Here is a 20,880-nt window from a genome sequence, read left to right as displayed (position 1 = left end):
CAGGTTCAGCCGTCCTGACCGATCGCCTGGAGACGGTCGTAGGTCTCCTGGTCCCATGTCGCCATGTCACCGTTGTGCATTTCCATCGTGGCTTCGCGGAAGGGGGTGATGTCGACCTCCACGACGGCCGTGCCCTGCTCCTCGAACCAGGCGGCGAGCTCTTCCTCGGATTTTAGGATGGTCTCGGTCGCGCATTCCGCCGCGCCCTCGATCACGGTCGTGAGCTCTTGCTGGTCGGCCTCGTCGAGGCTGGTCCAGGTCGGACCGCCCACGATCGCGAGAAGCGAATCCATGATGTGGCCCGTAAGGTTGATGTAAGACTGAACCTCGTAGAACTTCTTGGCCTGGATCGTCGGCAGGGGATTTTCCTGACCGTCGGCCGTGCCCTGCTGCAGCGCGAGATAGACCTCGGCGAAGGCGATGGGCGTCGGGTTCGCACCGACCGCGCGCGGGAACATCATGTAGAGCGGTGCATTCGGCACGCGGATCTTCATGCCCTGCATGTCCTCTGGGGTCGAGATCTCGTTGTTCGACGTGACATGCCTCGCGCCGTAATAGGCGAGCGTGATCGGATGGTTGCCGGTCGCGTCCTCGTAGCCTTGCGCGAGTTCCGTAAAGAGATCGCTGTCGCGGAACTGTTCCCAGTGGGAATAATCGCGGAACATGTAGGGCGCGCCGCCGATGGCGATCGGACCGTAGGCGCGACCGGCGAAGAGCTGGCCCGTCCAGATGATGTCGACGGTCCCGAGCCCGAGGCCCTCGTTGATGTCGACCTCCTTGCCGAGCGAGGATGCCGGGAAGACCTCGATCCCCAGGCGTCCGTCCGTTGCATCGACGAGTTGCTTGCCGGCCTCCACGGCGCAAGTCTGGAACGGCTCGTTCGATTCGTAGACATGCGCCCAGCTGAGCGTGCGCTCGGCCTCCTGCGCGGCTAGCGGTGTGGCGAGCCCGATGGCCGTGGTGGCTGCAAGCGCGATTCTGAGCGTGGTGGGTGTCGTCATGGTCTGCTCCTCCCTGATTTTCAGACCTGAATTCGCCGTCCGGACCCTATCCCGGGCCGTGATCGAGCGGCACGATATCGTATCTCTGCGCGAAGGCCGCGAGTGCGGCAACGGCCGTGGGGTCGAGCGTGATGCCCGCGCGTCTGCGCCTGCGCGCCTCGGCCCATTCGCGGTCGCCCGCCGCCATGACGGTGCCGCCGGGAGCCGTGGCCGAGCCGCGGATGCCCTCGCGATAGCGGTGCACGACGTCCTCGAACGCGGCACGTCCCATGAAAGCCTCGGGATCGAGCGCCAGCACGAAGGCCCCGAGCCCGCGCGGCGTCGCCATGTCATCGGAGATCATCGGGGCGATCTCGCGGCTGAGCGGTGCATCCGAAAGAGCGCTCGACAGGATCTCGGAGACACCTGCGAGGCCCGCGCCCTTGTAGCCGAAGGCCGCCCCGAGCGGGGCCAGCATGTCCGACAGGGCGGGCGCGGTCACGTCGACCCCGTTCCTGTCCGAGGCCGTGCCCTCGGGCAGTTCGATGCCAAGCGCGCGGCTGAGCTGGACCTTGTTGAAGGGAATGGCGCTGGTCGCCATATCGAGAAGCCAGGGCGGCTGCCCCTCGCCCGCGGGGGCGGCGAAGGCGATGGGGTTCGTGCCGTGGAACCGCTCCGCCCCGCCGTGAAGGCGCACGAACGGGTCCGAGTTGCACACGCAGAGCCCTACCATCCCGGCCTCGGCGATTGCCGTGGCATAGGCACCCGCCGCGCCGAAATGCGACGATCCACGGATCGCGACGGCACCGATCCCGTGTGTGCGCGCAAGGTCCAGCGCCCGATCGACCGCTTCGTAGGTCGCACGCGCCCCTTGCGCGTCGCCCCCGTCAAGAACTGCGACCGCTCCCTTTCCGGCGATGAGACGCAGATCGGGGTGACGGTTCAGCCGACCCTTTTCGAGCCCTTCGAGATAATGCGGCAGCAATCGGTAGCCGTGGGTGTCGACGCCGTGCAGTGAGGCGTGGCCCAGCGCGCGGATCATCGCCTCGGCCGTGGCGTCTTCCGCTCCGATCGCGGCCGTCGCGGCGCGGGTGAAGCGCTCGATTTCCTCAAGCGCCACGCGTCGCGGTGCAGTCTCGTCCGCGGGGCGTCCTACCCAGGCGATATAGGCTTCGGTGTTGTCGTCGATATGTCGGCGCAGGATCCGCTCGGCCATGTCGGCATCGCCCTCGCGCACGGCCTCGAGCACGGCGCGATGATCATCGACCGCCTTGCCGACGCGGTCACGTTCGCGCGCGAGCCTCGCACGCAGAGACTGGATGCGCGAGGCAAGCACTTGGTAGGTCTGCATGAGATAGCGATTGCCACAGGCCTCGAAGAGGGCCTGATGAAAATTCTGGTCGATGCGCGAGCAGAGTTCCCGGTTGCCGGCCGCGGCGGCCTCGGCCCCCTCCTGCACCAGCGGAGCGAGCGCACGAGCGAGCGCGTCGCCGTCGCTCTCTACCGCGAGGCGGATCGCCTGCCCTTCGAGAAGCGCGCGCATTTCTCCCAATGCGGTGATGTCGCCGGGTTCCAGCGTGAAGACGCGGGCAGACCGGTTCGCCGACATCTCGACGAGGCCTTCGTTTTGAAGCTGGACGAGCGCCTCGCGGATCGGGCTCTTGCTCATGCCGAGCGCGTCCGAAAGCTCCGCCTCGCGCAGTACGCGGCCAAGCTCGAATTCCCCGTAGACGATGCGCTCGCGGATGGCGTCGTGGGCGCGTGCCGATAATTTCTGCCGCTCGCCCCCTTCGCCAGATAGTGAAATTTGCACCATTCATCCTCCCCCAAGTAAAACCGTATATCATATATCATTTCACGCAAGCCCGTCTGTGTCGGTCTCTGGGCTTGACTGTGTGCCGCTGCTGGCCAAGGGGTGGACGGATTCCGGAAGCAGGACGATGACCGAAGACGCCATACGAAAGACAAATGCGCTGCACTTGCGCCGAGACGGCGCTGAGCGAACGACACGAGCACTCGCCCGCGAGGTGCCCGTCGCCATCGTGTGCAACGGCACGACACAGGCCGTGATGATGGCGACGCCCGAGGACCTGACGGACTTCGCCCATGGATTCGCCCTGACCGAGGGCTTCATCGGCGGATTAGACGATGTCGAGGAATGCGAGATCGTTGCGCACGACAGCGGGATCGAGGCGCGGTTCTGGCTGGACGAGGGCCGGGCCGACATCCTCGCAGCGCGGCGGAGGCGCATGGCGGGCCCTGTGGGGTGCGGACTTTGCGGGATCGACAGTCTCTCGGAGGCGACCCGCCCCCTGCCCCGGATCGTGTCGGACCTGCGGCTTGGCCACGGCGAGGCGGAAGGCGCAACCGAAGCGCTGCGCGCGATGCAGCCGCTCCAGGACGTGACGCGGGCAAGCCATGCGGCAGGGTTCCTGGTACCGGGGCGCGGGCTCGTCCTCGCTCGCGAGGATGTCGGTCGGCACAACGCACTCGACAAGCTCGTGGGGGCGCTCTTGCGGAGCGGCGTGGATCCGGCGAGCGGTGCCGCCGTGATGACGAGCCGCCTGTCGCTGGAGCTGGTCCAGAAGGCCGCCATGTCGGGCATTCCGATCCTGATCGCAGTGTCCGCCCCGACGGCGCAAGCCGTGGACGCGGCCGAAGCCGCAGGCATTACGCTGGTTGCGGGGGCCCGAGGCACGGGGTTCGACCTTTATGCCCATCCCGAACGGATCACGCGTGAACCAGATTGAAACAGACGGAGCCGACCTCGCGTTCGGGCCAATGACGAAAACGGCATGTACCGGACGTTCCGGACGGAACGCAGGGTATTGCGGATGGAGGACTGAATGAACGACCGGACCGGACCCGAGCATTTCAAGGCGCTGCACCGGCACGGCTTCGTCCGCGTGGCCACCAGCACGCCCTCCGTGCGGGTGGCGGATGTTAAGTTCAACCGCGACGCCATCGTGACCGAGGCGCGACGCGGAGACGAGGCGCGGGTGGATCTGCTCGTCTACCCCGAGCTTTGCCTGTCGTCTTATGCGATCGACGACTTGCACATGCAGAGCGCACTACTTGACGCCGTCGAAGCAGCGCTTTCCGAAATCGTGGTCGAGACCCGTGAGCTCGCCCCCGTCCTCCTGATCGGCGCACCACTCCGCCACGAGGGGCGGCTCTACAATTGCGCCATCGTGATCTCGCGCGGTAAGATCCTCGGCGTCGTGCCCAAATCCTACCTTCCGAACTACCGCGAATATTACGAGAAGCGGTGGTTCGCGCATGGCCGGAAGATGCGCGATACGACGATGCGCCTCGGCGGGGCCGAGGTGCCCTTCGGCAGCGATCTGATCTTTCAGGCGCGGGACCTCAGGAACTTCGTCTTCCACGTGGAAATTTGCGAGGATTACTGGGCGACAATCCCGCCCTCCTCCGAAGCGGCATTGTCGGGGGCGCTGATCCTCGCGAACCTCTCGGCCTCGAACATCACGATCGGCAAGTCGGACGAGCGGCACATGCTTTGCCGCGCGCAATCGAGCCGCGCAATGGCGGCCTATGCCTATTCGGCGGCCGGACCGGGCGAAAGTACCACTGACCTCGCCTGGGACGGACAGGGCGCGATCTACGAGCTCGGCGACCTCATGGCGGAATCGGAGCGCTTCTCCCTCGAGCCAGAGCTCTGCATCGCGGATATCGACACGCAGCGGATCGAGAACGAGCGGCTGAGGACCGGAACCTTCGCCGATTCGGGCGAAGACATGCGGCGAAGTTTTCGCCGGGTCGCGTTCGAGCATCGGCCGCATTGGACCGATGCGGGCCTCGTCCGGCCGATCAGACGTTTTCCCTACGTGCCGAACCGGCAAACCCATCTCGACCGCGACTGCTACGAGGCGTTCAACATCCAGGTCGAGGGCTTGCGCCGAAGGTTCGAATCGACCGGCGGCGGCCGAATGGTCATCGGCGTGTCGGGCGGGCTCGATTCGACACATGCGCTGATCGTGGCGGCCAAGACCTGCGACAAGCTCGGCCTGCCCCGCAGCACGATCCTTGGCTACACCATGCCGGGCTTCGCGACGGGCGAGGAGACGAAACGCAACGCCTGGACCCTCATGCGCGCGCTGGGGATCGAGGCGGCAGAGATCGACATCCGGCCCGCCGCACGGCAGATGCTCGCCGATATGGGCCACCCTTTCGCTAACGGGGAACCGGTCTACGACGTGACGTTCGAGAACGTGCAAGCGGGGCTCAGGACCGACTACCTGTTCCGGCTTGCGAACCAGCACGGGGGTTTCGTCATCGGCACCGGGGACCTTTCGGAGCTGGCGCTGGGCTGGTGCACCTATGGAGTGGGTGACCAGATGAGCCATTACGCGGTCAATCCGGGCATCCCGAAGACGCTGATCCAGTATCTTGTCCGCTGGACAGTCGCGACGGATCAGTTCGACCCCAATACCGATGCCGTGCTCGAGGCGATCCTTGCGACGAAGATATCACCCGAACTCGTCCCCGCTACCGAACAAGAGGAAATCCAGTCCACCGAAGAGAAGATCGGCCCTTACGAGCTGCACGATTTCTTCCTCTTCCACATTCTGCGTTACGGGCTGCCGCCATCTAAGGTCGCTTTCCTCGCCTGGCATGCCTGGCGCGACGTCGATGCGGGGTCCTGGCCCATCGGTTTTCCCGAAGAGAAGAAACGCCGCTACGAACTGGAAGAGATTGCGAAGTGGCTCGACGTGTTCGTCTCGCGCTTCTTCGGGTTCAGCCAGTTCAAACGGTCGGCCATGCCGAACGGTCCGAAAGTGTCGAGCGGCGGTGCTCTCTCCCCCCGTGGAGACTGGCGCGCGCCATCCGATGCGAGCGCCGCGCTCTGGCGGGAGGAGCTTCGCCGGTCGGTCCCACGAGAGGAACCCTGAGACCCTTTCGCATTGCGACAGTCGGATTGGTGCGGGCGGCGGGACTCGAACCCGCATGGGCCATGCCCGAGCGATTTTAAGTCGCTTGTGTCTACCATTCCACCACGCCCGCACGGCGCGTCGGGAACCCGTCGGGACCCGGCAATTTCCTTAGCGCCCGAAGACGGCTAGAACAATCCGTTTCCCGATCGGGATCCGATGCTCAGGGTTGCGCCACGGGTCAACGCATTCATGTGCTAGAAACGAGCCTTGAACGCGCCCGCATTCGCCGTGCGCGCCAAAGACTTTACGGAAGCTATTAACTTCGCCTCGTAACTTTCTAATTTATAACGCGAGTTTTGGGAATGCTTTGAAAATCGGTGCATATACTTCTGTCTGTGCCTCGCAGTCGGTAACTAGTGCATACGATCGGCCGAGCCGGTCTGATAACCGGAACGCCCCGTGATCGAGATGCCTGCCGATACGAGAAACGCCACCGCGACGAAAACGTCGCGATGGCGCAATGTCTTGAGAAGCAGCCAGGATGCCCCGGCCTGCCCCGATCAGCGCTTCGAGAACTGGAAGCTGCGGCGGGCCTTGGCCTTGCCGTACTTCTTGCGCTCGACCACGCGGCTGTCGCGGGTCAGGAAGCCGGCAGCCTTTAAGGGACCGCGCAGGGACGGATCGTAGAGCTGAAGCGCCTTGCTGACGCCGTGCTTCACCGCACCGGCCTGACCGGAAAGACCGCCACCCTTGACCGTCGCCATGACGTCGAACTGACCCTCGACGCCCGCGATGGTGAAGGGCTGCTTGAGGATCATCTGAAGAACGGGACGCGCGAAGTAGTCGTTCACGTCTTTGCCGTTGACGGTGACCTTGCCGGAACCGGGACGGATCCAGACGCGAGCAGTCGCGTCCTTCCGCTTGCCGGTCGCGTAGGCACGGCCGAGCTCGTCGCGGACGGGCTCGCGCGGGGCTTCGAGTTCGGTCCCGACGCTGGTGCCGGAGACCGCCTGGTTCAGCTCTTCAAGAGAGGTGACTTCTTCGGCCATCAGTAAGCCTCCCGCGTGTTCTTCTTGTTCATGGATTTGACATCGAGCGCCTCGGGGCTCTGGGCCTCGTGACCATGCTCGGTGCCGGCATAGACGCGCAGATGGGTCATCTGCTGACGGCTGAGCGGGCCGCCGGGCAGCATCCGCTTGACGGCTTGCATCACGACACGCTCGGGATGTGCGCCTTCGAGGATCTGGCGCGTCGTGCGCGACTTGATCCCGCCCGGATAGCCCGTGTGCCAGTAGTTCGGCTTGTCACGCTTCTTGCCCGTCAGCTGCACCTTCTCGGCGTTGATGACGATGACGTTGTCGCCCATATCCATGTGCGGCGTGAAGGACGGCTTGTGCTTGCCGCGCAGACGCATGGCGACGATCGATGCGAGACGGCCGAGAACGAGGCCGTCGGCGTCGATCACGATCCACTTCTTCTCGATATCCGCCGGTTTAGCGGTAAAGGTTTTCATGGCTTTTCCTGTTCGTTCGCGGGCCTCAAAGACCCGGTCAATTCGGATGGACGCTTTCTAATGATCGCGCGCGCGCAGTCAATGCTGACCTTCCCCATAAAATACAGCGAAATGAATGCCTTACAATTATGGTATTGGAATACCCCAATCTCGAAAGGCAGATAGAGGTTCAGATCCGCCGCAGGGCCAGTACCGCGTTGAGTCCCCCGAACGCAAAGGCGTTCGACAACGCCACATCGATCCGTGCCTCGCGCGCAGTATTGGGTACGACGTCGAGCGCGCATTCCGGGTCGGGTTCCTCGTAACCGATCGTCGGAGCGACGACCCCGTCTCGCAACGCCATGATGCAGGCGAGGAGTTCCACCGCGCCCGTTCCGCCGATGAGATGGCCGTGCATGGACTTGGTGCTCGAGATCATCAGGTCGTTCGCGTGGTGACCGAACACGTCTGCGACAGCCGCGCATTCGGTCTTGTCGTTGGCTGCAGTCCCGGTGCCATGCGCATTGATGTATCCGATTGCATCGAGCGGAAGCTGAGCGTCGACCACTGCACCGCGGATCGCCCGCGCCGCGCCCTGTTTCGAGGGCATGACGATATCTGCGGCGTCCGAGGACATGGCAAAGCCAGCGATCTCGGCCAGGATCTCGGCCCCTCGGGCTTTCGCATGCTCGTATTCCTCGAGCACGAACATGCCTGCGCCCTCGCCTTGCACCATGCCATTGCGGGTCGCCGAGAACGGACGACAGGCATCCTTGGACATGACGCGCAGGCCCTCCCAGGCCTTGACCCCGCCGAAGCAAAGCATCGCTTCGGTCCCGCCCGTGACCATCACGTCCGCCATGCCCGTCCGGACCATCTGGAAGGCTTGCCCGATCGCATGGTTCGAGGATGCACAGGCAGTCGAGACCGTGAAGCTCGGCCCCTGCAGATTGTGCTGCATCGACACGTGGCTGGTCGCCGCGTTGTTCATGAGTTTCGGCACGACAAAGGGGTGAACACGGTTCTTCCCCTCCTCATAGACGGCGCGGTAATTCTCGTCCTGGGTGTTGAGCCCGCCGCCCGACGTCCCCATCACCACGCCCGAGCGTGCCGCGATCTCGTCTGTGAAGACCACACCGGACTGAGCGATGGCTTCGCCAGCGGCCAAGAGCGCAAATTGGGTGAACCGGTCGTAAAGCGCGATCTGCTGGCGATTGAAATGGTCGTTCTCGTCGTAGCCGGTGACCTGACCGCCGATCTGCACCGAAAGTCGCTCGAGATCGCGGATGTCGAGCCTTCCGATTCCGCAACGCCCCTCTCGCATTGCCTCGAGCGTTTCCGGAACCGATCCACCGAGTGCGTTGATCGTACCCGCACCGGTGATGACAACGCGCCTCACGCCTTCTGCGCCGCGACCAGACCCTCCACGGCACCGACGATGGAGGCGACCGAGGAAATGTCGAATTCGCCCGCCCCCGGATCGTTGGCGTTGAACGGTACGGAAATGTCGAATTCCTCCTCGATCGCGAAGATGGATTCGACCACGCCCATGCTGTCGATCCCGAGATCGTCGAGCGTCTGCGTCATCTCGACGTCCGACGGATCGACCATCGCCTGCTGGGCGAGGATCTCGATCACCTTCGCCTTCACGTTCTCGGACATGTCGCCCCCTCGTGCCTGCCGCCTCCCCGTGTCTCGCGGCTGATTTAGTCGGCCATTACCAAGTTTGAAACCTATTTCTGCTCCGCAGCGAACCTGCGCATGAAGCGCGGCAATCGACGCAATGCCTTGTAGATGTCGACATGCTGATCGAGGCGGACGGCCGGGTATCCCATCATCACCCGCCCGGCGGGAACGTTCGAAACGACCTTGGTTCCGCCCGTCAGGATTACGTCGTCGCCGATCAGGATGTTGTCGGCGACACCGGTATTGCCGCCGAAGACGCAGCGGTCACCGATCACGGTGGAGCCCGCGATCCCAGTCAGCGCCGCGGCGAGGCAATCGCGTCCCATAACGACGTTGTGGGCGATCTGGACGAGGTTATCGAGCTTGCAGCCATTGCCGATGCGCGTCGCGCGGATGGTGCCACGGTCGATCGTCGTGTTCGCACCGACCTCGACATCGTCGCCGATCACAACGGTGCCGAGCGAGTGGATGCGGGTCCAGGATTGATCGACGATCTCGCCCTGATCGACGAGAGAGGCGCGCGCCTTTTCGACGCCGGACGCCTCCGGCGTGACGAAGGACAGGCCGTCGCCGCCGATCACGGCGCCGGGCTGGGCGATGAACCGGTGGCCGATGACCACGCCGTGCTGGATCGTGACGTTCGGATGAAGAAGCGCATCGTCGCCAAGCTGCGCATCCGGGCCGACCGTGCAATGCGCGACGATTCTTGCCCGATCGCCAATCTTGGCACCGCGCCCGATGACGACGAACGGACCGATCGCGGGGTCGGCACCGATCTCGGCACCGGGGTCGACTATGGCTGTCGGGTGGATGCCGGGCGCGATCTCGGGGCCGGGATCTATCATCGCGCTGAGATGCGCCATGGCGAGCCGCGGACGCTGAACGTGAAGCGCGCCGTCGAGACCCAGCGCACGCCAGTCGGCACCTTCCCAGAGGATTGCGGCACGGGCGCGTCCCTCGCCCAGGCGGTCGGCGTATTTCGGGCTCATGGCGAGAGCCAGATCCATCGGGCCTGCATCCGCCGGCTCCGCCGCACCCGTGATGGGCAGATCGGGATCACCCATCAACCGGCCATTCAGACCCTTCGCGATGTCGCCGAGCGTGAGGGGCATGTCGAGCTTCCCGATTGTGCGTGGACCAGTGCCGAAAGCTAGCTCCCCGGGCCGGGCAACGCCACCCCTGCGGCCCCAAGCGCGGCGAGAATTCGGGCATCGCGCCCATAGATGTCGCCGCGATATTCGACACCGCCCCCGGGCTTCGCGATCGCCGTTCGGTAGATCAGGTGAACGGGAACCGGCGTCTCGAGGTTGACGCGCGTCTCGCGCCCGGAGCGCAGATGCCGCTGAAATTCACCCTCTGGATCATCGCTCTGCATGCCGAGCAGTGCGTAGGCGAAATCAAATGGATCACCCAACCGGATACAGCCGTGCGAGAAAGCGCGAACCTCGCTGGAGAAAAGGTTTTTCGCAGGAGTATCATGCAGATATATGTTGTATCTATTAGGAAACATGAACTTCACGAGCCCAAGCGCATTGCGCGGCCCCGGTGGTTGACGCATGGCAAACGGAAAAGTGCCGGCACTGTATTGCGCAAAACCATGTCCGCGGTTCACCACGCGTCCTTGGCGGTCGGTGATTTCCATGTAACCGAGCGCGTAGGGGTTGCGCCGGAGCGCCGGCAAATACTCATTTACGACGATGGAGCGCGGGACGTACCAGCTCGGATTGATGACAATGTGATCCATCTCGTCCGAGAATTCGGGCGTGCGCTGACCATCCTTGTCAGCCCCGATGACCGATCTCGTCTCGAAGATCGTTTCGCCCTCTACGACGATCCTGGTTCTGAAATCAGTGAGATTGACGAGGATGTGGCGGTCGCCCAGATCGCGGTTCATCCAGCGTTCACGCTCCATTGCGACGAGGACCTGCCCAAGCCTCTCCGCCGCACTGCGATTGAGCGCCGCGAGCGTCGCGCCCCCGACGATGCCATCGTTGTTCAGCCCGTGATCGGCTTGAAATGCTTCGACGGCGAGTTCCATCCCGGCGTCGAATTGCGCTGTTTCGGTTCTTGGCAGATAGCCGAGCGAGATCAGCCTGTCGCGGAGTGCGAGGACGCCCATCCCGCTGGCACCCAACTCGAGACGTCCCGCCGGAACGGTTGGCCCGTATCCACCCGCGGCGACAATTCTTTCGAGCTTCGCTTTCTCGCGCACGAGGCCCGCATATTCAGCCGTGCGCGGTGCAAGCGAGGTCAGATAGGCGTAGGGTTCTGCCCGGGCGAACTCGCGCAGGATGGTTGCCCCGTCGCGTCGAGGAACCTCGCGCTTGATATCGCGGTCGACCTCGGACGGCACCAGGATACCCGTTTCGAGATGACGTACGAAGGTCAGCAGGAGACGGCTGAGCTCGGCCTCCACCCGGCCGCGATCGCGATCGTTGCGGGCCCCGCCCATCAAGTCGCGCAGGATCGCCTCGTCATAGATGCCCTGGGGTAGACCGTGGACATCCGCCTCTCCCACGATGGACAGGAAGGCCGCGCGGCGCTCTCGATCCTCGGGGGAGGAGCCGGTCCAGATCGCCCTATAGTTGATCTCGCGGTAGAAATCGGAGAGCGCCGGATCCTCGGCCGCGCCGATCGCGACCGCTTGCTTGAACGCCGTGATCTCGGTCGCACCGGCGGCAGGCATGCCGCCGATCCCGGTTACGAAGGCGAGCGTCATACCGACGATGCGGAGGGTTCCTTTAGGTAGCATCGCAATCATCCTTGGCCTGAGTCGGCGTCCTTTGCCCGGATCTTCGGACCAGCCTTGCCACTTGCCAACGAACATTCTCGTAACAAGACCGCTCTGATTGATCACGATGCCCACCGTGCCCTTCACGCAACAGGTCGCCCCCGAAACGCAAGTCTCCGCACCTCAAGGGATCTTGAGCGATAACCCGCCGAGGTTGTGGAACCAAATTCGGTTTCGCTGCACGCGCCCCTTGGTGCATCGCCAAAGGCGTGTCATAAAAATCGGACGATGAGGCCAAACGAAAATCGCGATCAACGCGATCGGCAGGTAAAAACGGAAACGGGACAGAATCTCATGGAACAATCACGCTCGACGGGTCTGACACGGCGTGCCCTTCTGGGAGCCTTCGCAGCGACGGCAGTGACCGCTGCGCCCACATACGCACAAGCCTTCGGGTTCTTGCGTGGCGCTGGCGATGTGCGCCGGATCAAGATGTATAACGGACGCACGGGCGAGAGCCTTGATACCGTCTACTGGGTCGAGGGAAACTACATCAAGGATGCCCTGGCCGAAGTGAATCACTTCATGCGCGATTGGCGCAACGGACAGGTTAAGTCGATCGACACCCGAACGATCGACATCATGGCAGCCGCCCACAACATGATGGATACGAGCGAGGCCTACACGCTGATCTCGGGGTACCGCTCCCCGCAGACCAACAATATGCTTCGCAGCCGGTCGTCGGGCGTGGCGAAAAATTCGCGTCATCTGAGCGGCGAAGCCGCCGATCTGCGGATGAATTCGCGTTCGGTTGCCCAGATGTTCAGCGCGGCCTCGGCCTGTGCGGCAGGCGGCGTCGGACGGTATTCGTCCTCGAACTTTGTTCATATGGATTGTGGCCCGGTCCGCAGTTGGGGCCGCTGAGCCCCCCTTCCGAGCCTCAGGCCTGAAAAAGCCCGCGCGTCCGAAAGGACCGCGGGCTTTTCTTCATGCAGGGCGCTATACGGAGGACCGCTCAGGCCAGTGACTTTTCCCGTGCATCCTTCAGGCGGGCAAAATCGTCTCCTGCATGATAGCTCGACCGTGTAAGCGGCGTGGCAGAGACCATCAGGAATCCCTTGCCCCAGGCGGCTTTCTCGTAGCTTGCGAATTCCTCGGGCGTAACGAAGCGGTTGACCGCATGGTGACGCGAGGTCGGCTGGAGATACTGGCCGATCGTGATGAAATCGACGTCGGCCGCACGCATGTCATCCATCACCTGCATCACGGCCTGACGGTCCTCGCCCAAGCCCACCATGATACCGGACTTCGTGAACATCGACGGATCGAGCTCCTTCACCCGCTGCAGGAGCCGCAACGAATGGAAGTACCGCGCGCCGGGCCGTACCTCAGGATAAAGACCCGGAACGGTTTCGAGATTATGGTTGAATACATCGGGCCTTGCATCGACCACCGTCTCGAGCGCATCGGGACCGCAACGCAGGAAATCCGGCGTCAAGACCTCGATCGTCGTGCCGGGGCTTTGCCGGCGCGTCGCGCGGATTGTCTGGGCGATGTGGGCAGCCCCGCCGTCATCAACGTCGTCCCGATCGACGGATGTAATGACCACGTGATTGAGGCCGAGCTTCTTGACCGCGTCGGCGACGCGTCCCGGCTCGAACACATCGAGCGCATCCGGGCGGCCCGTTGCCACGTTGCAGAAGGTGCAACCGCGGGTACAGATCTCGCCCATGATCATCATCGTGGCATGACCCTGCGACCAGCACTCGCCCACATTTGGGCAGCCCGCTTCTTCGCAGACGGTGACAAGCTTGTGTTCGCGCATGATGTCGCGCGTCGCCTTGTAGCCATCGCCGCTCGGGGCCTTCACGCGGATCCAGTCCGGCTTCTTGAGGCGCGGCGTCTCGGCGCGGCGGGCTTTTTCCGGGTGGCGCTGCTCGGGGATCTTCAAGTCGCGGGGCATGGGCACACTCCTCCTTGCCGATCATCTAAGGCATCGCCCCCGACTTGTCCAAGATGGCGCGCAGCGAGACATGGCGGCCTTGCGCGCGGATCATGGCAATCAGAGCCTGCAGGTCACCTGAATTCCATGACCGGGCCGGTCGAGAAGAACCTTCTCTCCGCTCAGCTGGTCGATCGCGCTGTCGAGGATCGAGATGCCGAGCCCCGTGCCCATCCGTTCGGGATCGAGCCCCCGTCCGTCGTCGCGGCAAATCAGCGTGAAGCGTCCCGGTGCGGCAAGCCGCGCCGTGATCGTTACCGTCCCCGACTGACCCTCTTCGAAGGCGTGCTTAGCAGAGTTCGTGGTGAATTCGTTGACAATGATCGCTATGGCACCCGCCATGCCCGCATCTATCGCGAGATCCTGTGCCTCAAGGTCGATGTTAATCTCGTCGGCAATGCTCTCGCGGATCAGATCCACGATCGAGCGCAGGAAGGGCTTGAGCTGTACCGTCCGGTCGCTGTCGGAGGCATAGAGCTGCTGATTCAGGGCAGCGACGGTGTTGATCCGACGACCCACATTTTCGAGCGCCTCGCGTGCCTCGTCGGAATGTACCTGACGGGCCTGGATCCGGGTAAGCGACGCCACCGATTGCAGCGAGTTCTTGACCCGGTGATCCACCTCGCGCCGCATGATATCGGCGCGGCGCAGAGCCTTTCGCAGGTTGAGCTGCGCCATCACCTGCCGGCCCTGCGATTCGAGAACCTCGATCCCGAGCGCATCGAGATCGGAAGGCTCCGTTCCCAGAACCGCGAGCGCACCAAGGCTGCGACCGTTGCGCGCGATCAGCGGCGTTCCCGCGTAAAAGCGAAAGCCCCCATCGCCATGACAGAGCGGGTTGTCGCGGGTCCGGTCGTCCGCGAACGTGTCGCGGATGACGGTCACGCCGGGCGTTTCCATGATGAGACGACATATCGACATGGCGATCGGTGCACCGTCGACCTCGACGCCGTGGCGGGACAGGAACCATTGGCGATCGGCCTCGACCAGCGAGATGAAGGCCATCGGCTTGTCGAGGATCCGTGCGGTCAGACGAACGATCTCATCCAGCGACGTGGTATCGTCGTTGGGTGTCAGCCCATAGCTGTGAAGCGTCGCGCGGCGTTCGCGCTCATTCCAGTCAGACTCGTACATAGATCCACCATCGGCCATAGGGCTTCTTGGCAGTCTGCGCTCAAACAATCCAGCGCGAACCTGATCGACGACCGACATTGGCCGGATTTTGCGAGAACGCGAGGGTAAGGACGGGGCACCGCTCTCGCCAGGCAATCAACTGCCGGGCCGTGCGCCGATCCACTTCTACTGCAGGCACGGATATGTTCGGCCTGATTCAATACTACCGATGACGCTGAAAGGGCGTCCCCGGGGGCAAGCTGGCATGACGAACGGGCCCCCGCACAATCCCGGCCGAATCCCTGCCCAATACGAAAGAGGCCCGCCGGGATCGCTCCGGGCGGGCCTGTCACCGATGGTGGAAACGGAAATTCTGGCGCTCACCCTATCATCGGCGAGAGCGATCCCTGCGTGAGCTTGAAATGCCGCTTGAGCCGCTGCAGGCCGATCCGGAGCACGATCTTGCCCGACCGCGCGGCCCAGCCCATGCGTGCCTCGATCGATTCCATCCCCTCGAGGTGGCAGCAGGCTCTCAGCACCACATCGCCGAGGCCCGGACCGAGATCCTGCATGGCTGCCTGAACGCGGGAACGCGCAGCCTCGACGCCCGGCCCGTGGAACACTCCCGGATCGAGTTCGGGCGCATCGGCCTGCGCCATCATCTCTTCCCAGTTCTGCTCACCGCCACCATCGCCCATCCGGGCGAGCTCGAAATCCTCGCGCAGCCGTTCGGCGGCCCGAACGAGGTCTTCCGTAAGGAACACCTCGCCATTCTTGTCTCGCCGCCGCGCCAGCATCATCACCGGGCTTTCGACGGTGCCGTAGCGAAGGCCGCGCGGGTCCGCCTCCTCGGCCTCGGAGGCCGGCACCTCGATCTCGCTCAGCATGTCCTTGAGAGCGACACGGCCGGACGGCTTGATATGATAACGCGCGACGCGGCCCGAACCGGTCGTGCCGATCCATCCCTTGAGCGCCATGGCCTCGGCGATCTCAGCATCGACGGTGCCAGTGCGCACTGTCTGTCCGTCCTTGTTCTCGCGAACGACGACGGCCTTTTCCATGCCCTGCGCCACGGCGAGGCAGGCACCGGGCTCGCTCAGCCGGCGCAGGATGCGACGGGCTTCGCTGGCGATCAGCTCCTCGCTCGGCGTGTCTTCGAACTTCGTATGTTTCATTGGAACGGCTCCACTTGTCCCGCGGGATGCCGAAGCACCCGCTCGCTGCCGTCCGAGACGCTGCAGCGCATGGTCAATAAGGGGATCGTCCCGAAGCTGCTCGCAGCGCCGAATCTGCCTCAGTACCGTCGAGGCATGACAATTCGATTGCCGCGCCAGCGCCCGGATTGATTCGCCACCCACCGTATGCTTGAGATACAGTCGTGCCGTATCGGGTACCCAATCCGGTAACTGGTCGCTAGCGCTCGTCGTCATGTGTCCGTTCCCCCAGTTCAGCACAGCCATTCGGCTTTATTCCATGGGCTCCCCATGGCCTTCTGCACACTATACAACCCTCGGTTGCATTGGTTAGCAGTAGGTTAACAGGATGGCTGCTTACAAACCATTGCTTACAAATATTTAACGCAAATCGTGACCGCCGTTCGCAACGCGTCACCTGGACGCAACACATCTTTTGGTTGTGTCAAAGCTCGTCGCATCACAGCGAAGGAGCACCTGCATGTCCGACATCCAAACCCGGCTCGCGACCCTGCGCCGTCCTCGCCTGCTTCTCAGCGCGGCGCGTTTCGGGCTCGTCGACTACGACCGTGACGCCGCTCTCTCCCGTATCGTCGGCGCACATGCGCCGGTCGACGGGCAGACCTATCTTGACACGCTCCTGGTGCTGGAGGACCGATTGAACGAACAGCGCAAGGCACGCGAGGCGAGCTACAGCTTCGCGCGGCATGTCGAGGTGCTCGTGGCGCTTCTCGGCGAACGCGCCTGCGCCAGTGAGGCTGCCACTGGCTAGGATCTCGGGGGCGGCGCAAGCCCTGCAGCCGCCCCCCCCCCGCATGCGCGCGGCCACGCTTGCGCGACCGCCTTCGCTGGACTACGAGCCTCCAGCATGAACGACGACGTCATCGCCCCCGCCCATCAGGCCGACCACGAGAAACTTCTCATCGTGGATTTCGGCAGTCAGGTCACGCAGCTCATCGCACGCCGCCTGCGCGAGGTGAACGTCTACTGCGAGATCCATCCTTTCCAGAACGTGACCGACGCCTTCCTAGAGGAATACGCGCCGCGCGCGGTGATCCTGTCGGGCGGCCCAGCCAGCGTCCGTGACGAGGGGGCACCCCGCCCGCCCAAGCGGATCTTCGAGCTTGGGGTACCAGTGCTTGGCATCTGCTACGGACAGCAGGTGATGATGCAGATGCTCGGCGGCCGTATCGAGCGGGGAGAAGGCACGGCCGAGTTCGGCAGGGCCTTCGTGTCGCCGACCGAAACGCGTACCGACCTCTTCGATGGCTGGTTCGACGACGGTCGCGAGCAGGTCTGGATGAGCCACGGCGACCATGTTGCCGAGATGGCACCCGGCTTCGAGGTCTGCGGGACCTCGCCCCACGCCCCCTTTGCGGTCATCGCGGATACCGACCGTCGGTTCTATGCGGTGCAATTCCACCCGGAGGTGCATCACACGCCGAACGGGCGGACGATCTTCGAGAATTTCGTGCGCATCGCGGGGTTCACGGGCGATTGGACCATGGGGGCCTATCGCGAACAGGCGGTCGCGGCGATCCGCGAACAGGTCGGCGACGGCCGCGTGATCTGTGCGCTATCCGGGGGCGTCGACTCGTCGGTCGCGGCCATGCTGATCCACGAGGCCGTCGGCGATCAACTCACCTGCGTGTTCGTCGATCACGGCCTATTGCGGAAGGGAGAGGCCGAAGAAGTGGTCGGCATGTTCCGCGACAATTACAACCTGCCGCTTATCCATGCCGACGAATCGGAACTGTTCCTTGAGAAACTCGACGGCGTCTCGGACCCAGAGACCAAGCGGAAGATCATCGGCGGTCTTTTCATCGACGTCTTCGACAAGCATGCGGGCGAGATCGGCGGAGCGGAGTTCCTGGCGCAGGGTACGCTTTATCCCGACGTGATCGAGAGCGTCTCGTTCAGCGGCGGCCCGTCGGTGACGATCAAGTCCCACCACAATGTGGGCGGCCTGCCCGAAAAGATGGGCCTGAAGCTCGTCGAACCTCTGCGCGAGCTCTTCAAGGACGAGGTACGAGCGCTCGGCGTGGAGCTCGGCTTGCCGCCGTCCTTCATCGGGCGGCACCCCTTTCCCGGTCCCGGCCTCGCTATCCGCTGTCCGGGGGAGATCACTCGCCCGAAGCTCGCCATCCTGCGCGAAGCCGACGCGGTCTATATCGATCAGATCCGCAAGCACGGCCTCTACGACGAGATCTGGCAGGCGTTCTGCGCCATCCTGCCCGTCCGTACCGTAGGCGTCATGGGCGACGGGCGCACATATGACTATGCTTGCGCGCTGCGCGCCGTGACCTCCGTCGATGGAATGACCGCGGACTTCTATCCATTCACCCACGAATTCCTTGGCGAGACGGCGACCCGCATCATCAACGAGGTGCGCGGCATCAATCGTGTCACTTACGACATCACGTCGAAACCGCCGGGCACGATCGAATGGGAGTGACAACCATGCCGCAGACGCGGCGCAGCTTGCAAATCCGCCACTTTTGACAGCAGATGCGTGGCATGAACGCCTCGCGAACAAGGACCCCGTCCCCACCTCGGGCCACTTCTACCCCGGATGCACAGGTTCGCCGCGCGGCACTCTGGATGACCGGGGCGGTCGTCTCGTTCATCTCGATGGCCGTTGCCGGGCGAGCCGTTTCGCTCGAACTCGATACGTTCGAGTTGATGACCTACCGTTCGATGATCGGCGTCTTGCTCGTTCTCACCATCGCCGGTGCCGCCGGGACGCTCGGTCAGGTTCGCGTCGACCGGCTGGGGCTGCATATCGTCCGCAACCTCTTTCACTTTACCGGTCAGAATCTATGGTTCTTCGCAATCGCAACGATCCCGCTCGCGCAGGTTTTCGCGCTCGAATTCACCTCGCCGATCTGGGTGGCGCTGGCCGCGCCGCTGCTCTTGGCCGAACGGCTGACACGGATGCGGATCGTCGCTGCGATCCTGGGCTTCGTGGGTGTCCTCGTCGTTGCGCGCCCGATGATCGACGGGGTGGGCACGGGCCAGATTGCCGCGGCCGCCGCGGCCATCGGCTTCGCGGGATCGATCGTCTTCACGAAGATCCTCACCCGTACAGAAAGCATCACCTGCATTCTCTTCTGGCTGGCGGTGACGCAGACGATCTTCGGTTTGATCTGCGCCGCCCATGACGGGCGGATGGCGCTGCCCTCGGCCACGACCGCGCCTTGGCTTGTCCTCATCGGTTGCGCGGGTCTCTCCGCCCATTTCTGCTTGACGACTGCCCTGTCGGTCGCGCCGGCCACGCTTGTCGTTCCTATGGACTTCGCGAGGTTACCCCTCATCGCGTTGATCGGAATGCTGTTCTATGCCGAACCCTTCGACATCTACGTCCTCGTGGGTGCAGCGATCATCTTCGGGGCGAACTACCTCAACCTTTGGTACGAGAGCCGACGCTAGCCCGAGCAAGTGTTGCCAGATTGCAGGGCAATTTCACTTTGCATTAAGTGACGCGGGTTTAGGCATTGCCGCATTCGTCGCGCCAAACGTAACGTGATGGGCACGCCGACAACTTATAGGTGAAGAAGATGAAGACGCTCGTCCTGACCGCAACGTCACTGATGCTCGCGCCGCTTGCGGCCGATGCTATCGGGCTCGACCGCTCGGGCCAGCCCGTCACGCTTCTCTTCGAAGATGGCAATTATGCCGAACTCAGCTTCGGACGTATATTCCCAAGCATCGATGGCAAGGACATCGCGCTCTTTGGCGGACAATCCAGCGGCTCGGTCGCGGAAAATTACAGCCAGGTTGGCCTGGGGGTAAAGTACCAGTTCACCGATCGAATTTCGGCGTCGCTTTCCTTCGATCAGCCCTACGGCGCAAACATCACCTACCCGATCGGAACGCCCGGCGGAGAGGGCTCTCTCGCTCTCGGTGGAACTGCAGTTACCATCGACAGCCGCGCGCTGCAGGCGCTTGGCCGTTACGAGTTCGACAACGGCATCAGCGTACATGGCGGTTTGCGGTACCAGGAAATCCAGGCCGATGTGCGCTTGGCCGGTGCCGCGACCGGCGCACTTTCGGGGTACCGAGGCTCGTTCGAATCCGACGGAGATCTTGGTTACGTGATCGGCGCAGCCTACGAGCGGCCCGAGATCGCCCTGCGCGTAGCGCTTACCTATATCAGCAGCACGACGCACGATCTCGACACACGCGAGACGGTCAACGGCATCGGTGTGGGCGAGTTGCCCGCCGCAGCCTTCGGATTGCCCGTCAATCCCTTCACCACCGCCACCGTTACCGAAGTCGACACGCCCGAGGCGATCCATCTCGACTTTCAGACCGGCATCGCCCCCGGTACGCTCCTGTTCGGCGATATCCGCTATGCGTGGTACGGTGACACGATCGTGTCGCCCGCTTTCTATGACGTGGCCCCCGATGGTGTGCGCAACTTCGATTCGCTCACCACGATCGAGGACAATTACGAATTCAACATCGGCATCGGCCGTCAGATCACCGACCGCTTCGCCGGTTTCGCCTCATTCGGATATGAGCGATTGACAGATACGCTGATCTCGCCCCTGGCTCCGACCGATGGCACCAAATCCCTGACGATCGGAGGCAGTTTTGAGCCGACCGACCGCGTGACGGTAACGGGCGGCCTGCGTTACGACTGGATCACCGACGCGGATGTGGGAACCCAGATCAACGGGCTGCAGATCGCGGATTTCGACGACAACAGTGCGATTTCGCTCGGGCTGAACGTCGGCTTCAGGTTCTGACCCCCGCGTGTCTCCGCGTGCCCTAGGCAGCCCCGCACCT

18 protein-coding genes and 1 tRNA gene are annotated in these 20,880 nt (G+C 63.5%); 7 read left to right on the top strand and 12 right to left on the bottom strand.

The window, feature by feature from the left end:
* Positions 1-5 precede the first annotated feature (5 nt).
* Positions 6-1,001 (bottom strand): sialic acid TRAP transporter substrate-binding protein SiaP, encoded by a 996-nt coding sequence (locus RVY76_RS02890; protein WP_317375714.1) that lies wholly within the window; start codon positions 999-1,001, stop codon positions 6-8.
* Positions 1,002-1,047: 46 nt separating this feature from the next.
* Complete coding sequence (locus tag RVY76_RS02885) at positions 1,048-2,796, bottom strand: Ldh family oxidoreductase (RefSeq protein ID WP_317375712.1); 1,749 nt, start codon at positions 2,794-2,796, stop codon at positions 1,048-1,050.
* Positions 2,797-2,920: 124 nt separating this feature from the next.
* On the opposite strand from RVY76_RS02885, the gene fdhD reads away from it, so the two are divergent.
* Both fdhD and RVY76_RS02875 read left to right on the top strand, forming a co-directional pair.
* Positions 2,921-3,730: a formate dehydrogenase accessory sulfurtransferase FdhD gene (gene fdhD / locus RVY76_RS02880; protein ID WP_317375710.1), complete on the top strand. Its 810-nt coding sequence runs from the start codon at positions 2,921-2,923 to the stop codon at positions 3,728-3,730.
* A 96-nt stretch (positions 3,731-3,826) separates the two neighbouring features.
* A complete protein-coding gene (locus tag RVY76_RS02875) occupies positions 3,827-5,890 on the top strand; it encodes an NAD(+) synthase (RefSeq protein WP_317375709.1) in 2,064 nt (687 codons plus the stop codon).
* 27 nt (positions 5,891-5,917) lie between these two features.
* Here RVY76_RS02875 and RVY76_RS02870 read toward each other — a convergent pair.
* The 7 genes from RVY76_RS02870 to RVY76_RS02840 all read right to left on the bottom strand — a co-directional run bounded on the left by RVY76_RS02870 (position 5,918) and on the right by RVY76_RS02840 (position 11,916).
* Positions 5,918-6,002 (bottom strand) — tRNA-Leu (locus RVY76_RS02870).
* Between the two features lie 430 nt (positions 6,003-6,432).
* Positions 6,433-6,921: a 30S ribosomal protein S9 gene (gene rpsI, locus RVY76_RS02865; RefSeq protein WP_317375708.1), complete on the bottom strand. Its 489-nt coding sequence runs from the start codon at positions 6,919-6,921 to the stop codon at positions 6,433-6,435.
* A complete protein-coding gene (rplM, locus tag RVY76_RS02860) occupies positions 6,921-7,385 on the bottom strand; it encodes a 50S ribosomal protein L13 (protein ID WP_317375707.1) in 465 nt (154 codons plus the stop codon). The genes rpsI and rplM overlap by 1 nt, the downstream gene beginning before the upstream one ends.
* A 169-nt stretch (positions 7,386-7,554) precedes the next feature.
* Positions 7,555-8,763 (bottom strand): beta-ketoacyl-[acyl-carrier-protein] synthase family protein, encoded by a 1,209-nt coding sequence (locus tag RVY76_RS02855; protein ID WP_317375705.1) that lies wholly within the window; start codon positions 8,761-8,763, stop codon positions 7,555-7,557.
* Complete coding sequence (locus RVY76_RS02850) at positions 8,760-9,026, bottom strand: acyl carrier protein (RefSeq protein WP_317375704.1); 267 nt, start codon at positions 9,024-9,026, stop codon at positions 8,760-8,762. Before RVY76_RS02850 ends, RVY76_RS02855 begins: the two co-directional genes overlap by 4 nt.
* A gap of 71 nt (positions 9,027-9,097) precedes the next feature.
* Positions 9,098-10,162 (bottom strand): UDP-3-O-(3-hydroxymyristoyl)glucosamine N-acyltransferase, encoded by a 1,065-nt coding sequence (locus RVY76_RS02845; RefSeq protein WP_317375703.1) that lies wholly within the window; start codon positions 10,160-10,162, stop codon positions 9,098-9,100.
* A 38-nt stretch (positions 10,163-10,200) separates the two neighbouring features.
* Complete coding sequence (locus RVY76_RS02840) at positions 10,201-11,916, bottom strand: murein L,D-transpeptidase (protein ID WP_317375702.1); 1,716 nt, start codon at positions 11,914-11,916, stop codon at positions 10,201-10,203.
* Between the two features lie 219 nt (positions 11,917-12,135).
* Between RVY76_RS02840 and RVY76_RS02835 the strand changes: the two genes are divergently transcribed.
* Positions 12,136-12,705, top strand: a complete 570-nt coding sequence (locus tag RVY76_RS02835) for a YcbK family protein (RefSeq protein ID WP_317375701.1) — start codon at positions 12,136-12,138, stop codon at positions 12,703-12,705.
* 91 nt (positions 12,706-12,796) lie between these two features.
* On the opposite strand, the gene lipA is transcribed toward RVY76_RS02835, so the two are convergent.
* The 3 genes from lipA to RVY76_RS02820 all read right to left on the bottom strand — a co-directional run bounded on the left by lipA (position 12,797) and on the right by RVY76_RS02820 (position 16,071).
* The gene (gene lipA, locus RVY76_RS02830; RefSeq protein WP_317375699.1) at positions 12,797-13,744 is read right to left on the bottom strand and encodes a lipoyl synthase; all 948 of its coding nucleotides are present in this window, start codon (positions 13,742-13,744) and stop codon (positions 12,797-12,799) included.
* Between the two features lie 99 nt (positions 13,745-13,843).
* Complete coding sequence (locus RVY76_RS02825) at positions 13,844-14,917, bottom strand: sensor histidine kinase (protein WP_317375697.1); 1,074 nt, start codon at positions 14,915-14,917, stop codon at positions 13,844-13,846.
* A 359-nt stretch (positions 14,918-15,276) separates the two neighbouring features.
* Positions 15,277-16,071, bottom strand: coding sequence for a DUF6456 domain-containing protein (locus tag RVY76_RS02820; RefSeq protein WP_317375695.1), 795 nt, complete (start codon positions 16,069-16,071; stop codon positions 15,277-15,279).
* A 499-nt stretch (positions 16,072-16,570) separates the two neighbouring features.
* Here RVY76_RS02820 and RVY76_RS02815 point away from each other — a divergent pair, with 499 nt between their 5' ends.
* The 4 genes from RVY76_RS02815 (at position 16,571) to RVY76_RS02800 (ending at position 20,840) form a co-directional block, all read left to right on the top strand.
* Entirely contained in the window at positions 16,571-16,861 is a 291-nt protein-coding gene (locus tag RVY76_RS02815) for a DUF6477 family protein (RefSeq protein ID WP_317375694.1), read from the top strand.
* 96 nt (positions 16,862-16,957) lie between these two features.
* A complete protein-coding gene (gene guaA, locus RVY76_RS02810) occupies positions 16,958-18,544 on the top strand; it encodes a glutamine-hydrolyzing GMP synthase (RefSeq protein WP_317375692.1) in 1,587 nt (528 codons plus the stop codon).
* Between the two features lie 146 nt (positions 18,545-18,690).
* Positions 18,691-19,518, top strand: coding sequence for a DMT family transporter (locus RVY76_RS02805; protein WP_317375690.1), 828 nt, complete (start codon positions 18,691-18,693; stop codon positions 19,516-19,518).
* Between the two features lie 128 nt (positions 19,519-19,646).
* Positions 19,647-20,840: a hypothetical protein gene (locus RVY76_RS02800; RefSeq protein ID WP_317375689.1), complete on the top strand. Its 1,194-nt coding sequence runs from the start codon at positions 19,647-19,649 to the stop codon at positions 20,838-20,840.
* The last annotated feature ends 40 nt before the right edge of the window (positions 20,841-20,880 follow it).

Origin of the sequence: Palleronia sp. LCG004 (genome assembly GCF_032931615.1) — a bacterium.
Classification (GTDB): Bacteria; Pseudomonadota; Alphaproteobacteria; order Rhodobacterales; family Rhodobacteraceae; genus Palleronia.
The sequence above is the reverse complement of the archived record's forward strand: the minus strand, read 5'-3'. Positions and strand labels throughout refer to the sequence as shown.